The 14,109-nt window shown below is 61.7% G+C and carries 14 protein-coding genes; 4 read left to right on the top strand and 10 right to left on the bottom strand.

The window, feature by feature from the left end:
* Window positions 1-8: 8 nt before the first annotated feature.
* The 6 genes from hfq to LOY69_RS02770 form a co-directional block, all read right to left on the bottom strand.
* Complete coding sequence (gene hfq, locus LOY69_RS02795) at window positions 9-269, bottom strand: RNA chaperone Hfq (protein WP_007921378.1); 261 nt, start codon at window positions 267-269, stop codon at window positions 9-11.
* A gap of 92 nt (window positions 270-361) precedes the next feature.
* Window positions 362-1,333 (bottom strand): tRNA (adenosine(37)-N6)-dimethylallyltransferase MiaA, encoded by a 972-nt coding sequence (gene miaA, locus LOY69_RS02790; protein WP_102862909.1) that lies wholly within the window; start codon window positions 1,331-1,333, stop codon window positions 362-364.
* Complete coding sequence (mutL, locus tag LOY69_RS02785; protein WP_102882012.1) at window positions 1,333-3,243, bottom strand: DNA mismatch repair endonuclease MutL; 1,911 nt, start codon at window positions 3,241-3,243, stop codon at window positions 1,333-1,335. The genes miaA and mutL overlap by 1 nt, the downstream gene beginning before the upstream one ends.
* The gene (locus LOY69_RS02780; protein ID WP_205413457.1) at window positions 3,240-4,667 is read right to left on the bottom strand and encodes an N-acetylmuramoyl-L-alanine amidase; all 1,428 of its coding nucleotides are present in this window, start codon (window positions 4,665-4,667) and stop codon (window positions 3,240-3,242) included. The genes mutL and LOY69_RS02780 overlap by 4 nt, the downstream gene beginning before the upstream one ends.
* Before the next feature lie 3 nt (window positions 4,668-4,670).
* A complete protein-coding gene (tsaE, locus tag LOY69_RS02775) occupies window positions 4,671-5,141 on the bottom strand; it encodes a tRNA (adenosine(37)-N6)-threonylcarbamoyltransferase complex ATPase subunit type 1 TsaE (protein WP_102862906.1) in 471 nt (156 codons plus the stop codon).
* Complete coding sequence (locus LOY69_RS02770; RefSeq protein WP_265074108.1) at window positions 5,129-5,989, bottom strand: NAD(P)H-hydrate dehydratase; 861 nt, start codon at window positions 5,987-5,989, stop codon at window positions 5,129-5,131. Before LOY69_RS02770 ends, tsaE begins: the two co-directional genes overlap by 13 nt.
* Before the next feature lie 63 nt (window positions 5,990-6,052).
* Between LOY69_RS02770 and queG the strand changes: the two genes are divergently transcribed.
* A complete protein-coding gene (gene queG / locus LOY69_RS02765; protein ID WP_102882014.1) occupies window positions 6,053-7,132 on the top strand; it encodes a tRNA epoxyqueuosine(34) reductase QueG in 1,080 nt (359 codons plus the stop codon).
* On the opposite strand, the gene LOY69_RS02760 is transcribed toward queG, so the two are convergent.
* Both LOY69_RS02760 and orn read right to left on the bottom strand, forming a co-directional pair.
* Window positions 7,114-7,728 (bottom strand): trimeric intracellular cation channel family protein, encoded by a 615-nt coding sequence (locus tag LOY69_RS02760; RefSeq protein WP_169893104.1) that lies wholly within the window; start codon window positions 7,726-7,728, stop codon window positions 7,114-7,116. The two genes, queG and LOY69_RS02760, sit on opposite strands and share 19 nt — an antisense overlap.
* 116 nt (window positions 7,729-7,844) lie before the next feature.
* On the bottom strand, window positions 7,845-8,387 hold the full coding sequence (orn, locus tag LOY69_RS02755; RefSeq protein ID WP_011058931.1) for an oligoribonuclease: 543 nt from the start codon (window positions 8,385-8,387) through the stop codon (window positions 7,845-7,847).
* 107 nt (window positions 8,388-8,494) lie between these two features.
* On the opposite strand from orn, the gene rsgA reads away from it, so the two are divergent.
* Entirely contained in the window at window positions 8,495-9,526 is a 1,032-nt protein-coding gene (gene rsgA / locus LOY69_RS02750; protein WP_110595440.1) for a small ribosomal subunit biogenesis GTPase RsgA, read from the top strand.
* Between the two features lie 52 nt (window positions 9,527-9,578).
* On the opposite strand, the gene motB is transcribed toward rsgA, so the two are convergent.
* Both motB and motA read right to left on the bottom strand, forming a co-directional pair.
* On the bottom strand, window positions 9,579-10,685 hold the full coding sequence (gene motB, locus LOY69_RS02745; protein WP_265074107.1) for a flagellar motor protein MotB: 1,107 nt from the start codon (window positions 10,683-10,685) through the stop codon (window positions 9,579-9,581).
* 3 nt (window positions 10,686-10,688) lie between these two features.
* A complete protein-coding gene (gene motA, locus LOY69_RS02740; RefSeq protein WP_102862901.1) occupies window positions 10,689-11,540 on the bottom strand; it encodes a flagellar motor stator protein MotA in 852 nt (283 codons plus the stop codon).
* A 166-nt stretch (window positions 11,541-11,706) separates the two neighbouring features.
* Between motA and LOY69_RS02735 the strand changes: the two genes are divergently transcribed.
* Entirely contained in the window at window positions 11,707-13,245 is a 1,539-nt protein-coding gene (locus tag LOY69_RS02735) for an HDOD domain-containing protein (RefSeq protein ID WP_265074106.1), read from the top strand.
* Between the two features lie 43 nt (window positions 13,246-13,288).
* The gene (gene rhdA / locus LOY69_RS02730; protein WP_110595437.1) at window positions 13,289-14,104 is read left to right on the top strand and encodes a thiosulfate sulfurtransferase; all 816 of its coding nucleotides are present in this window, start codon (window positions 13,289-13,291) and stop codon (window positions 14,102-14,104) included.
* The last annotated feature ends 5 nt before the right edge of the window (window positions 14,105-14,109 follow it).

The following is a 14,109-nucleotide window of genomic DNA, read 5'->3' as shown; positions in this document are numbered from 1 at the left end:
GACTCCTATCAGGCGTTACCTGGCTCAGCGTCACCCTGTTCGGATTCGGATGCGCTAGGCAGACGAATTGGGCGAACTGGAACCACTGTAGAGATAGCGTGCTTGTAAACCATTTGGCTGACGGTGTTTTTCAGCAGGATAACGAACTGGTCGAAGGACTCGATCGTGCCTTGCAGTTTGATCCCGTTAACCAGATAGATGGAAACCCCAACTTTCTCTTTACGCAATGTATTCAAGTAAGGGTCTTGTAGCGAATGCCCTTTTGACATGTGCCGCACTCCTTTAAGGATCAATAATAAAAATCGGAAAACAGATAGCTCAAACCGTCACACCCCCAAGGATAGACGGCAATTGCAAGGACTCAGCTCAATATGGAGATCGTCCCTAGGTATTTCAAGGCGCGTGGCAGATTGTCGCAATCCAGGCTGTCCAACCATTGCAGGTCAGCCCAACTGCGTAACCAGGTGAACTGCCGTTTCGCCAATTGGCGCGTGGCAATGATGCCCCGCTCCTGCATTTCGGCTGACGTCAGCTTGCCATCCAGATGATCCCAGACTTGGCGGTAACCCACTGCACGTATAGACGGCAACCCGGCATGCAGGTCACTTCTTGAGCGCAGAGCTACGACCTCGTCAATGAATCCCTGTTCCAACATTTGTGTGAATCTTTGTGCAATACGCTGGTGCAGTACCTGACGATTCGCCGGAGCGATGGCCAGATTGGCGACAGTATAGGGCAATTGACCGCGTCCCGATGCGCCTGCCTCAGCACTTTGCGCCAATTGACGCTGACGATGAGCGGTCATTGTCAGACCGCTGACCCGATAGACTTCCAGCGCTCGGGTCAGGCGTTGAGGATCATTGGGATGAATCCTCGCCGCAGATTCGGGGTCCACAGCCGCCAGTTGATCATGCAGCGCCTGCCAACCAAGGCGTTGAGCCTCGTCTTCGAGTTCGGCGCGGACCTGCGGGTCTGCTGGCGGCATATCCGCCAGGCCTTCAAGCAGCGCCTTGTAATACAGCATGGTGCCCCCCACCAGCAGCGGAATTTTGCCCCGAGCGGTGATATCGGCCATGGCCGCGAGGGCATCGGTGCGAAAATCTGCCGCCGAGTAGCTTTCGGCGGGGTCGAGAATATCGATCAGGCGATGGGGAAACTGCGCCAACAACTCCTTGGAGGGCTTGGCGGTGCCGATATCCATGCCGCGATACACCAGCGCCGAATCGACACTGATCAACTCGCAAGGCAGCACCTTGGTCAGCTCGATGGCCAGGTCGGTCTTGCCCGCAGCGGTCGGGCCCATCAGGAAAATCGCTGGAGGAAGCTGAGTCATCAACGGCCGCGCAAAAAGAGTTTGTCCAGATCGTCCAGACCCAATTGGGTCCAGGTCGGTCGACCGTGGTTGCACTGGCCGCTGCGCTCGGTGTTTTCCATATCCCGCAACAGGCCATTCATTTCCGCCAGGGCCAGGCGCCGGTTGGCGCGAATCGCGCCGTGGCAGGCCATGGTGCCGAGCAGTTCATTGAGATGAGCCTGAATTCGGTCGCTGGTGCCGTATTCCATCAAATCAGCAAGCACATCATGCACCAGGCGATTGGCTTCAGCCTGCTTCAACAGCGCCGGAATCTGCCGGATCGCCAGAGACTCAGGTCCCAGGCGCTGCAACTCGAAGCCCAGACGCTGGAACCAGGCGACATGCTCTTCCGCGCAATCGGCTTCACGCTGGCTGACAGCAATCGATTCCGGCACCAGCAACGGCTGGCCACTCAAGCCTTCGCTGGCCATGGCCACCTTCAAACGCTCGTACATGATCCGCTCATGAGCAGCGTGCATATCCACCAGCACCAGGCCCAGAGCGTTTTCCGCAAGGATATAGATGCCCTTGAGCTGTGCCAGGGCATAGCCCAATGGCGGAATATCCTCCTGCCCCTCCGGCAGGGCTGTGGCCGCAGCCCCAGGCAAGGGCGCAAAGAACTCGCGATAGACTCCCTGGGACTCCGCAGCCGGCAGCACTGGCTGGGGCCGTGGTGTGTACTGATACTGATAGCCACTACCAGCACCAGAGCCCGGCGCATTGAAGCTCGGCTGGGACTGCGGCTGCTCCAGGGCCAGGTTCGCGGCCAGGCGCATTTCACCCTGGGGTCCGAACTCACCGGCTTCGATACCGCTTGGCCGCACAATACCTGCTACCGCCGCCGGCGCTGCCAACTGGTCCTCGGGGCGCACATCGCCCAAAGCCCTGTGCAAGGTGCCATAAAGGAAGTCATGCACCATGCGCCCATCACGGAAGCGCACTTCATGCTTGGTCGGGTGCACATTGACGTCGACCACCGAGGGATCGACCTCGAAAAACAGCACAAAAGTCGGATGCCGGCCGTTGAACAGCACATCGCGATAGGCCTGACGCACCGCGTGGGCCACCAGCTTGTCCCGTACCGCACGACCATTGACGTAGAAATACTGCAAGTCCGCCTGGCTGCGGGAGAAGGTTGGCAAGCCCACCCAGCCCCAAAGATGGAGACCGTTGCGCTCGACCTCAATGGGCAGCGCCTGCTCCAAAAAGCCCGAGCCGCAAACCGCCGCCACGCGCCGGGCGCGAGCTGCATCATCCTTGGCTTCATGCAGACTGAGGATGCTCTTGCCGTTGTGGCGCAAATGGAAGGCCACGTCGAAACGCGCCAGAGCCAAACGCTTGATCACCTCCTGCAGGTGATCGAACTCGGTTTTCTCCGCCTTGAGAAACTTGCGTCGGGCTGGAGTATTGAAGAACAGGTCACGCACTTCCACCGAGGTGCCTACCGGGTGGGCCGCCGGCTGCACTCGCGGCGCCATGTCGCGCCCTTCGGTTTCGACCTGCCAGGCCTGATCGGCATCACGGGTACGGGACGTCAGGGTCAAGCGCGCCACGGAACTGATGGAGGCCAGGGCTTCACCGCGAAACCCCAGGCTCATCACCCGCTCGAGGTCTTCCAGGTCGCGGATCTTGCTGGTGGCGTGCCGCGCCAGCGCCAGAGGCAGATCGTCGGAGGAAATGCCACTGCCATCATCACGGACCCGCAGCAGCTTGACTCCAGCCTGCTCGACATCCACATCAATGCGCTTGGCGCCAGAGTCCAGGCTGTTTTCCAGCAGCTCCTTGATCACCGAAGCCGGGCGCTCAACCACCTCACCCGCGGCAATCTGGTTAGCCAGGCGCGGACTGAGCAGCTCGATGCGCGCGCCGCTGATTACCGAGTCACTCATTCCTTGGCCGCCAATTCAGTGCCGGGGATGGTCAGGACCTGCCCCACTTTCAATTCATCGCTTTTCAGATTGTTGGCACTGCGCAGGGCGGGCGCCGATACCTGGTAGCGCACCGCAATCATCGCCAGGGTTTCCCCCGGGTTGACCCGGTGATCGCGAGGCCCCTGGGCAATCTTCCCGGAATCTCGCAGCCAGGCGATATAGGTGCCCGGTGGCGGGTTCTGCTGGAAGAACTGCCGCACGCCGCTGCTGATGGAGCGAGCCAAGGCCTGCTGATGGCTGACAGTAGCCAGCTTCGAGGCTTCATTGGAGTTGGAGATAAAGCCGGTCTCCACCAGGATCGATGGAATATCCGGGGACTTGAGCACCATGAACCCAGCCTGTTCCACACGCTGCTTGTGCAGCGGTGTGACCCGGCCGATGTTGTTCAGGACTTTCTGCCCGACATTGAGGCTGGAGGTCAGGGATGCGGTCATCGACAGATCCAGCAGCACCCCGGCCAGCATCCGGTCCTTGTCATCCAGGCTGACGTTGCCGGCACCACCGATCAGGTCGGAGCGGTTTTCACTGTCCGCCAGCCAGCGGGCAGTTTCCGATGTGGCGCCGCGCTCGGACAGGGCGAATACCGAGGCGCCAAAGGCTGCCGTCGAAGGCGCGGCATCGGCGTGGATCGAAACGAACAGGTCAGCGCCCTTCTTCCGAGCGATCTCGGTACGACCGCGCAACGGAATGAAGTAGTCGCCAGTACGGGTCAGCTCGGCGCGGAACCCCTTGATGCCATTAATCTGGCGCTGCAGTTCACGGGCGATGGCCAGCACCACGTCTTTCTCATGCTGGCCACGGGAGCCGGAGGCACCCGGGTCTTCACCGCCGTGACCGGCGTCGATCACCACGATGATGTCGCGCTTGCCCGCCGGGGCCGGCGGCAGCTTGATCGCGGGCTCCGCAGGCGTGACTGGCACGGCGGGAACGGTGGCCACAGCAGGGGGCGGAGCAGCAGGCGGTGCGGCATCAGCCGGGTTGTCGAACAGGTCGACTACCAGGCGATTGCCATACTGGGCGTTGGGCGCCAGGGTAAAACTCTTGGGGGTGACGGCCTTTTTCAGGTCGATGACCACTCGCAGGTCACTGGGGGTACGCTGCGCCGAGCGCATGGCGGTGATCGGCGTATTGGCCGTGGCGACATTCAGCGGACCGCCGAGGGTCGCGCCATTGATATCGATCACCAGACGATCCGGGGCCGTCAGGGTAAAGACGCTGTGCTGAACCGGACCGGACAGGTCGAAGACCAGTCGCGTGTTATCCGGTGCCCGCCACAGGCGGACGCTGCGAACCTGTGTAGCGGCCACAGCATCGACGGCCAATGCCGTAAGCAACAGTCCTACGACAGCAACCAACGCGCGAATGCGCATACCTAACCCCATCAATTATTTGAATTCCAACGCCAAAGCGGCACACCAGGACTCGCCTCGCGAGCCTTGAGACAACAGATGCACAGAACGCCCATTGTTATGCGGGGTAATGGTAATGGTCAGGTCGGGCTTTGGCAAAAAGCCTGCACCACGCTGGGGCCACTCCAACAGACACAGTGCATCGCCTTCGAAGTAGTCGCGAATCCCCAGAAACTCCAGCTCCTCCGGGTCCACAAGACGATACAAGTCGAAGTGAAAAGCCCGCACCGGACCTATCTCGTAGGGCTCCACCAGGGTAAAGGTCGGACTTTTTACCGCCCCGTCATGCCCCAGGCCACGGATGATCCCCCGGGACAGGGTGGTTTTGCCCGCCCCCAGATCGCCCTCAAGAAAAATCACCCCCACGCCCTGAGTGACGCGAGCAATGCGTGCACCAAATTCCACCATGGCCTGCTCGTCGGCCAGATAAAGGGTTAACTCAGACACGGTGATTGCTCCTCCAACAACTGACGAATGGCTGGAATCAGATCACTGGCCGCCAGCCCTCGGCCCAATTTGCCTTGCTGCTCGCCAGCGCGGGCGTGTACCCAGACCGCCAGGCAAGCCGCATCGAATGTCGACAGTCCCTGCGCCAGCAACGCACCGATCAATCCTGCGAGCACATCCCCCAGTCCCGCCGTGGCCATCGCCGGATGCCCAGCATCACAGCGGGCCACTTGCCCCTCGGGGCTGGCGATCAGGCTGCCAGCACCCTTGAGCACGGCAACCGCGGCGTATTTTGCGCTCAAGGCTCGGGCCGCCGCCGGACGATCACCCTGAACCTCGGCGATGGAGATCCCCAGCAGACGAGCCGCCTCCCCGGGATGGGGGGTGATCACGCTGGCCGCCGGCAGCTGTAGACCGCCCAAGGCCAGGAGATTCAAGGCATCGGCATCCCATACCTGAGGCAAAGGCGCGTTGGCCGCTGCCGACAACAGGCTGCGCCCCCAGGCGCCCTGCCCCAGTCCGGGACCAACCACCAGTACCGTGGCCCGCGCCAACAACCCCATCAGTTGGTTGGCCGAATGAGTGCCCTGGGTCATGACTTCCGGCAGCCGCGCAGCGGCCGCCGCTACGTGCTCATTGCGAGTTGCCAGGGACACCAGCCCCGCACCACTGCGCAAGGCACTTTCCGCACTCAATAACGCGGCGCCAGCAAAGCCGCGGTCGCCACCGATCAGCAACAAATGACCGAATTGCCCCTTATGAGCATCCAGAGGACGAGCCTCCAATCGCGGCAAATGAGTGTCAGTCAGCAGTTGAACGTCGAGTAAAGGGTGTTTTGTCTGCGGCATGCGTCTTCGGGCTCCGATGTCTGGCAGAATTATACGCACCTCAGCTCCGGTTTCTCTCGCCTCATGCCCGCTATTACCCAGGATCTCCCCGCTCTCGCCCAATCGATCAAGGACTGGGGCCGCGAACTGGGCTTTCAACAAGTCGGTATCAGCGGCCTGGACCTGGCCGAGCATGAGCAGCATCTGGAGCGCTGGCTCGCCGCCGGCTACCACGGCGAAATGGAATACATGGGCGCCCATGGCAGCAAACGCTCCCATCCCGATCAGTTGGTGCCCGGCACGCTGCGGGTGGTATCGCTGCGCATGGACTACCTGCCCGGCGACACCCAGATGGCCCAGCGCCTGGCCGAACCGTCCAAGGCTTATGTCTCGCGCTACGCCTTGGGCCGCGACTATCACAAGCTCATCCGCAAACGTGTGCAGCAGTTGGCCGAACGCATCCAGCAAGCCATTGGCCCCTTTGGCTATCGCGCGTTCGTCGACAGCGCACCGGTGCTTGAAAAAGCCATCGCCGAGCAGGCCGGGCTCGGCTGGATCGGCAAGAACACCCTGGTGCTCAACCGCAAGGCCGGCAGCTACTTCTTCCTCAGCGAGCTGTTCGTCGACCTGCCGCTGCCCGTGGACGAGCCCCACGCCACTGAACATTGCGGACGCTGCACCGCCTGCCTGGACATCTGCCCGACCAATGCCTTCGTCGGCCCCTATGTACTGGATGCCCGGCGCTGCATTTCCTACCTGACCATCGAGCTGAAAAACGCCATTCCCGAAGACCTGCGCCCACTGATCGGCAATCGGGTATTCGGCTGCGATGACTGCCAGATCGTCTGCCCCTGGAACCGCTTCGCCCGCCCCTCGGGAGAAGGCGACTTCAAACCCCGGCACAACCTGGACAATGCCGAACTGGCAGAACTGTTCATGTGGGACGAGGACAAGTTCCTCAGCAGCACCGAAGGCTCGCCCCTGCGCCGTGCCGGCTATGAGCGCTGGCTGCGCAACCTGGCGGTGGGTCTGGGCAACGCGCCCTCAAGCATTCCGGTGCTGGAAGCGCTCAAGGCCCGCCAGGACTATCCCTCGGAACTGGTCCGCGAACACGTGCAATGGGCCCTGGCGCAGCACGCCAACCGTCAATGCTCGTCGTTGTAGACGAACTTGGGCATTTCCCAGTGAAAACGGATCGCCAGCAGGCGCAATAGAAAGCCACCGAACAGGGTGACCAGGATCGACTGCTCGCTGGGCAGCTGCAAATAGATGCACAGCATGTAGCACCAGGCCGCGGCGAAGGACACGCTGGCGTACAGTTCACGGCGGAAGATCAGGGGAATGTCGTTGCAGAAGATATCCCGGAGGATGCCGCCAAAGACCCCGGTGATCACCCCGCTGACCGACGCCACCAGCATGCCGTGGCCCATTTCCAGGGCGGTCATGCAGCCGATCAGGGTAAAGGCCACCAGTCCCACGGCGTCGAGCACCAGAAACAGCGAACGCAGGTGACGCATCAGGGGCGCGATAAAGATCGTCACCAACGCCGCCACCGAGGTCAGTACCAGGTATTCCGGGTGCTTGACCCAGGTCAGCGGGTAATGCCCCAACAGCACATCACGCACCGAACCACCGCCGAGCGCAGTGACACAGGCGATCAGCACCACGCCAAACCAGTCCATGCCACGCCGGCCGGCAGACAGGGCGCCGGTCATGGCTTCGGCGGTAATGGCGATCAGATAAAGCATCAACAGCATGATGGCGGTCCTTACAGGAAGGCGCGCAGTCTACTCAGTTGAGGCGAGCACCAAAAGAGGGCGGGTACGGGCGCCGCTTGCAGCGTGCGCCCGTTCGCCGGCAAGCCGGCTCCTGCAGGTCAGAATTTGATGAAGTGCTTGCGGTAGTGCTGCAGCTCGGCGATGGACTCGCGGATGTCGTCCAGGGCCAGATGGGTGCTGCCTTTCTTGAAGCTGTCGCGCACGTCAGGAGCCCAGCGGGCGGCCAGCTCCTTGAGGGTCGAAACGTCCAGGTTGCGGTAATGGAAGTAGCTTTCCAGAGCCTTCATGTGGCGATAGAGGAAGCGCCGATCCTGGCAGATGCTGTTGCCACAGATGGGCGACTTGCCCTTGGGTACCCACTGCTCCAGAAAGGCAATGGTCTGGGCTTCGGCTTCGGCCATGCTGATGCGGCTTTCGCGAACCCGCTGGGTCAGGCCGGAACCACCGTGCTGACGAGTGTTCCACTCGTCCATGCCGGCAAGGATCTCGTCGCTCTGGTGGATAGCGATGACCGGCCCTTCAGCCAAGGTGTTCAGATTGCTGTCAGTGACAATGGTCGCCATCTCGATGATGACGTCGGTGTCGGGGTTCAGACCGGTCATTTCCAGATCGATCCAAATCAGGTTCTGTGGGTTTTGCATGGGGGGCTCCTCGGCGTAGTTGCGCAGTTTAGCCTAGAGGGCCTGCCCGGCGTGCTAAACTCGCCGCCGTTTTACCTATCCGCCGTAATTATCAACACGGAACACCAATGGCCAAACGCCAGCTCAATCGTCGCCAAAACTGGCGCATCGAAAAGATTCAGGGTGAGCGCGCTGCCCGCGCCGCCAAACGCGAGTCCTCCGCCGTAGAGGCGCTGGAGGGTGGCGACCTCGGCCCGGAACAGACCGGCCTGGTCATTGCTCACTTCGGCGTGCAGGTCGAGGTCGAAGCCCGGGAAGGTGAGCTGGCAGGCCAGGTGTTCCGCTGCTACCTGCGAGCCAACCTGCCAGCGCTGGTGACTGGTGATCAGGTGGTCTGGCGCGCCGGCAATCAGGGCATCGGGGTGATCGTCGCGCAATTGCCGCGCAGCACCGAGCTGTGCCGACCGGACAGCCGTGGCCAGCTCAAGCCGGTGGCCGCCAACGTCGACATGATCGTGATCGTGTTTGCCCCCATGCCCGAACCCCACGCCAATCTTATCGACCGCTACCTGGTTGCCGCCGAGCACGCCGGGATTCGGCCGCTGCTGCTGCTGAACAAGGCCGACCTGATCGACGAGCAGAACGCTCCGGCACTCAACGCCTTGCTGGCGGTCTATCGCCAACTGGGCTATCCGCTGCTGGAAGTCTCGGCCCACCACGGCGACGGCATGGAGCAACTGCAAGGCTTGCTGGACGGACGCATCAGCGTATTCGTGGGGCAATCGGGGGTGGGCAAGTCATCCTTGGTGAACAGCCTGCTGCCGGAAGTCGAAACCCGAGTCGGCCCGCTGTCGGAATACTCCGGACAGGGCACCCACACCACCACGACCGCGCGACTGTTCCACTTCCCGGGCGGCGGCGAGCTGATCGACTCCCCCGGCATCCGCGAATTTGGCCTGGGGCATGTCAGCCGCGCCGATGTAGAAGCTGGCTTCATCGAGTTCAACGACTTGCTGGGTACCTGCCGCTTCCGCGACTGCAAGCACGATCGCGAGCCGGGTTGTGCATTACTCAAGGCTTTGGAAGACGGGCGCATCCAGCAGCAACGGATGAACAGCTACCGCTCGATCCTCGCCAGCCTGCCAGACAGCGGCTACTGAGCCGAGCACCGTAGAAACAACAAGGCCGCGATCTTCGCGGCCTTGTTGTTTGTCACCTGACGGTTCCCGGCGCAGAAGCCGGAGCAACCGGCTTGGGAGCCGGAGCAACCGGCTTGGGAGCCGGCGCCTGGCCGGCCGATCCCTGCTCATCCATCCTCAGTACGCCATCCTCGAAGATGTTCATGCGCTGGCGCACTTCATGAGCGGGCAACGGCTCGCTACCCGGCGGCAAGGCATTCGGGTCCGCCGCCGCACCCGGCACTTCACCTGGCGCCCCAGTACCCTGGTTGGGCGCAGGAGCGTTTGGATCCGTCTGCTCGCCTTCGATAGCGCGCTGGGCCTTCTTGGTCAGCACCACAATATCGATCCGCCGGTTGACCGGGTTGACCGGATTCTTGCGGTCGAACAGCGCAGAGGAGGCAAAGCCCACCACCCGCGCCACTTGCGGATCGGGATAACCGCCAGCCACCAGAGCCCGACGCGCAGCGTTGGCACGGTTGGCGGACAGTTCCCAGTTGCCGAATTCACCACTGCCGGCATAGGGCGTGGCATCGGTATGACCGCTGATGCTGATCTTGTTCGGCACCGCCTTGATGGTGTCGGCCATGGCCAGCAGGATGTCTTCGAAATACGGCTTCAGACGTGCGCTGCCAGAGTCGAACATAGGCCGGTTCTCGGCATCCATGATCTGGATCCGCAAGCCGTCCGGAGTGATTTCGAAGAGGATCTGGTCCTTGAACTTCTGCAGTTGGGGATTCTCTTCAACCTTGTTCTGCAACTCTTGTAGCAGCAGTTCAAGACGCTCGCGCTCCACCTGCTCGGCCATGCCCTCCACCTGATCGGCATCCACCGTGACCTTGTCCGGTTGCGGCTGGGACTTGATCTCGGGGTTTAGGGTGTTATCCGGCGCCAGTTCGGGAGAGCCACCCAGATCAATGATGTAGGGTGTGCCGCTTTCCGAGAAGCCGATCGGGTCCTTGAAGTAACCGGCGATGGCGATCTTCTGTTCCGGGGTTGCGGTGGACAAGAGCCACAGCACCAGGAAGAACGCCATCATCGCCGTGGCGAAGTCGGCGAAGGCGATTTTCCAAGCGCCCCCGTGATGCCCGCCAGCGAAGCGCTTGACGCGCTTGATGATAATCGGCTGATTATTTTCCATGACTTAGCGACCGCGAACCGCTTGTTCCAGCTCGGCGAAGCTAGGACGGTGCGCTGGGTACAGAACCTTGCGCCCGAACTCCACCGCCAGCGAAGGCGGCATGCCGGAAGCCGAAGCGACCAGGGACGCCTTGATGGCTTCGTAGACGTTCAGCTCTTCCTTCGCATCGTGCGCCAGGGAAGTGGCCAACGGACCAAAGAAACCATAGGCCGCGAGGATACCGAAGAAGGTCCCGACCAAGGCTGCACCTACGTGCAGGCCAATGGACGCCTGGTCGCCATCCCCCAGGGACGCCATGGTCACCACGATCCCCAATACCGCCGCCACGATACCGAAACCGGGCATGCCATCGGCGATCCCGGTGACTGCATGGGAGGGATGCTCAAGGTCTTCCTTGAGACTGAACAGTTCCATGTCGAACAACCCTTCCAGCTCGTGAGGAGCCATGTTGCCGGAGGACATGATGCGCAGGTAGTCACAGACAAAAGCGGTCATGCGCTCATCTTTGAGCACCGCAGGATACTTGGCGAAAATCGGACTGGCCGCAGCGTCCTCGATGTCACCCTCGATGGCCATCATGCCTTCGCGACGACTTTTGTTGAGGATCTCGTAGATCAGCCCCAGCACTTCTAGATAGAAGGTGTGAGTAAAGCGCGAACCGAACATACCCAACGACTTTTTGATGACATGCATCGTCATATAGCCTGGGTTGGCCTGGAGGAATGCGCCAAAGGCAGCACCACCAATGATCAAAACCTCGAAAGGCTGGATCAGTGCCGCGATTTTGCCGTGTGAAAGCACGTATCCGCCGAGCACGCTCGCGAATACGACGATGATGCCGATAATTTTAGCCATAGGTAGGAGAGTACTTACTGAGTCGGGTTCAAGGTCATATTCGGAAGTTCTTAAAACTCTTCTTCTACTTATCGGCAAAACTGCGCCAGACTATAGCCAGTTAAGGCGAAAAGCCAGTTTGGCCCGCTCTGGGCGTGTTCACAGCAGACGATGATTGCGCCCGACCATGTCTAATGAAACCAACGTCCCACATTCCCCGCCCACCTCTCTCGACGCCTGGGTAAAGCTCCTCAATGGCGTGCGCTTGCCCGTGCCGCAAGCCAGTCATGATCGAGTGTGCAAAGCCATCGCCAACAATCGCAGTTCGCTGCGGGACATTGCCGAACTGATGCAAAACAGCCCGGCGCTGGCCCTGAGCGTGATCCGCGAAGCCAACCGGCACTCCCACGGTAGCATGAGCGAACCGGCAGAAAACCTGGAGGTCGCGGTCAACCGCCTGGGACTCAAGCGCACCGAAGAACTGCTCGAACAACTGCCCACCCTGCCAGAGGAACAAATTCCGCAGGCTCTGCGTCAGTTGCAACTGATCAGCCAGCACGCCACCCAGCAAGCCAACGGTTTTTTCGCCGGGCGCCTGGCGCGACTGTGGCAGGACATTCACTGGGGCAGCCTGCTGTTTCTCTCGCCACTGTGGGCCATGGCCCTGGTCTACCCCAAGCTCGTGGAAGAATGGGAACTGCGAGTCATCTATAAGCACGAGTCGGCTCGCCAGGTAGAAATGCAACTGTTCGGCGTTCGGCTGATGGAATTGTGCCAGGCCCTGGTCCATGCCTGGCACCTGCCAATCTGGGTGCGGCAGGGTTATCGCCTGCTGACCCAAGAGCAGCGTCAACTGGCCAAGGTCATGCTGATCGCCCGCGACAGCGAACATCCGCTGCGCCAGCAACAGCGCCTGGATGCCGATCCGGACCTGCAGCGCTGGCTGAACCAGCCAGCCAACTGCGTCCTGCTGGCCAACGGCCTGGCCCTGGCGGCGCAGCACTCCTGGAACAACGCTCATGGCCGACGCTGGCAAAACCTCACCGGCCTGTATCTACAAATGCCGGTCGCCCAGGTCCAGCAACAGCTACACCAGCAGGCCGCAACCAGCGCTCGCAATGACAGCCAACCCGATCTCTGGCACCCAGCCCAGGCCCTGGTCTGGCCCTGGGATGTCCGGCGCCTGCACAACGGTGAACAGCCGGTACCGGCTCCGACAGCCGAGGAGTTGGCCAAATGGCGCAAGCTCTGCAGCGAACTTCTACTGGAACCCAGCCCCTTCACCAATGCCGTGCACCTCACCAGCTTTGCCCGAGATGCCCTGGTGGCCTGCGGCATGCGTCGAGTGCTGTTACTGATGGTTGACCGCAGCCAAAGCCACCTGCGGGTACAGCAACTCTACGGTCTGCCCAAGGAAACAGCAGGGCTGACACTGCAGGCCAAACAGAGCACGGTCCTGCAACGTCTGCTGGAAAAATCTGCCCAGGTGCGCCTGACGCCGGCCAACAATGGGCAGTTCTCCGCCCACCTGCCAACCTCCCTGCGCCAGTTGTTTCGGGGCGAGCACCTGCTGATGCGCTCCCTGTCGTGCAACGGCCGGGTACTGATGCTGGCCGTGGCCGATCAGGGCGGCGTTCCGTTCTCGGAAATCAGCGTCCAGGCGTTCGGCAAGACCGCTCAGTGCATCGAAAAAGCCTTGCATAGCTTTACCAACCGCAGCCAATGACGCTTGCGCTACAATCCTTCCCTTTGTGCCCTGGGGACCTGACATGTCTGACTTCTCTGGCTTGCCGCTGGTCATCGAACCGAGCGACTTGCTCGCCCGCCTCGACGCCCGCGAACTAATCCTGGTCGACCTGACCAGCGCTGCCCGCTATGCAACCGGGCATATTCCCGGGGCGCGCTTCGTCGACCCCAAGCGCACCCAGCTCGGCCAGCCCCCCGCCCCCGGACTGCTGCCGCCACAGAACGCCCTTGAAGCGCTCTTCGGCGAGCTCGGGCACAACCCGGACGCGGTCTACGTGGTCTATGACGACGAAGGCGGAGGCTGGGCCGGCCGCTTCATCTGGCTGCTGGACGTGATCGGCCACAGTCACTACCACTATCTGGACGGCGGCCTCACGGCCTGGCTGGCACAAAGCCTGCCAGTGACCACCGAAGTCCCAGCCCCGGCAGGCGGCCCAGTGCCCCTGATCCTGCATGACGAACCCACCGCCACCCGCGAATACCTGCAAAGCCGTCTCGGCGCAGCCGACCTGGCCATCTGGGACGCTCGCGGCCCGCTGGAATATTCCGGGGAGAAAGTCCTGGCCGCCAAGGGCGGACACATTCCCGGCGCGGTGAACTTCGAGTGGACCGCCGGCATGGACCAGGCGCGCCATCTGCGCATCCGCCGCGACATGCCACAGATCCTCGCGGACCTGGGCATCAGCAAAGACAAAGAAGTGATCACCCACTGCCAGACCCACCACCGCTCGGGCTTCACCTATCTGGTGGCCAAGGCGCTGGGCTACCCACGGGTCAAGGGCTACGCCGGCTCCTGGGGCGAATGGGGCAATCATCCCGATACGCCCGTAGAGATTTAAGGTTT

Origin of the sequence: Pseudomonas sp. B21-059 (assembly GCF_026016285.1) — a bacterium.
Classification (GTDB): Bacteria; Pseudomonadota; Gammaproteobacteria; order Pseudomonadales; family Pseudomonadaceae; genus Aquipseudomonas; species Aquipseudomonas danubii.
This window is presented reverse-complemented; position numbering and strand designations above follow the sequence as displayed.

What these genes read in the sequence shown, in the direction of transcription:
- rhdA (WP_110595437.1), top strand. Translation starts at nt 13,289, where the DNA reads ATGTCTGACTTCTCTGGCTTGCCGCTGGTCATCGAACCGAGCGACTTG.
- LOY69_RS02770 (WP_265074108.1), bottom strand. Translation starts at nt 5,989, where the DNA reads ATGCCGCAGACAAAACACCCTTTACTCGACGTTCAACTGCTGACTGAC.
- LOY69_RS02780 (WP_205413457.1), bottom strand. Translation starts at nt 4,667, where the DNA reads ATGGGGTTAGGTATGCGCATTCGCGCGTTGGTTGCTGTCGTAGGACTG.
- LOY69_RS02735 (WP_265074106.1), top strand. Translation starts at nt 11,707, where the DNA reads ATGTCTAATGAAACCAACGTCCCACATTCCCCGCCCACCTCTCTCGAC.
- orn (WP_011058931.1), bottom strand. Translation starts at nt 8,387, where the DNA reads ATGCAAAACCCACAGAACCTGATTTGGATCGATCTGGAAATGACCGGT.
- mutL (WP_102882012.1), bottom strand. Translation starts at nt 3,243, where the DNA reads ATGAGTGACTCGGTAATCAGCGGCGCGCGCATCGAGCTGCTCAGTCCG.
- rsgA (WP_110595440.1), top strand. Translation starts at nt 8,495, where the DNA reads ATGGCCAAACGCCAGCTCAATCGTCGCCAAAACTGGCGCATCGAAAAG.
- motA (WP_102862901.1), bottom strand. Translation starts at nt 11,540, where the DNA reads ATGGCTAAAATTATCGGCATCATCGTCGTATTCGCGAGCGTGCTCGGC.
- miaA (WP_102862909.1), bottom strand. Translation starts at nt 1,333, where the DNA reads ATGACTCAGCTTCCTCCAGCGATTTTCCTGATGGGCCCGACCGCTGCG.
- motB (WP_265074107.1), bottom strand. Translation starts at nt 10,685, where the DNA reads ATGGAAAATAATCAGCCGATTATCATCAAGCGCGTCAAGCGCTTCGCT.
- hfq (WP_007921378.1), bottom strand. Translation starts at nt 269, where the DNA reads ATGTCAAAAGGGCATTCGCTACAAGACCCTTACTTGAATACATTGCGT.
- queG (WP_102882014.1), top strand. Translation starts at nt 6,053, where the DNA reads ATGCCCGCTATTACCCAGGATCTCCCCGCTCTCGCCCAATCGATCAAG.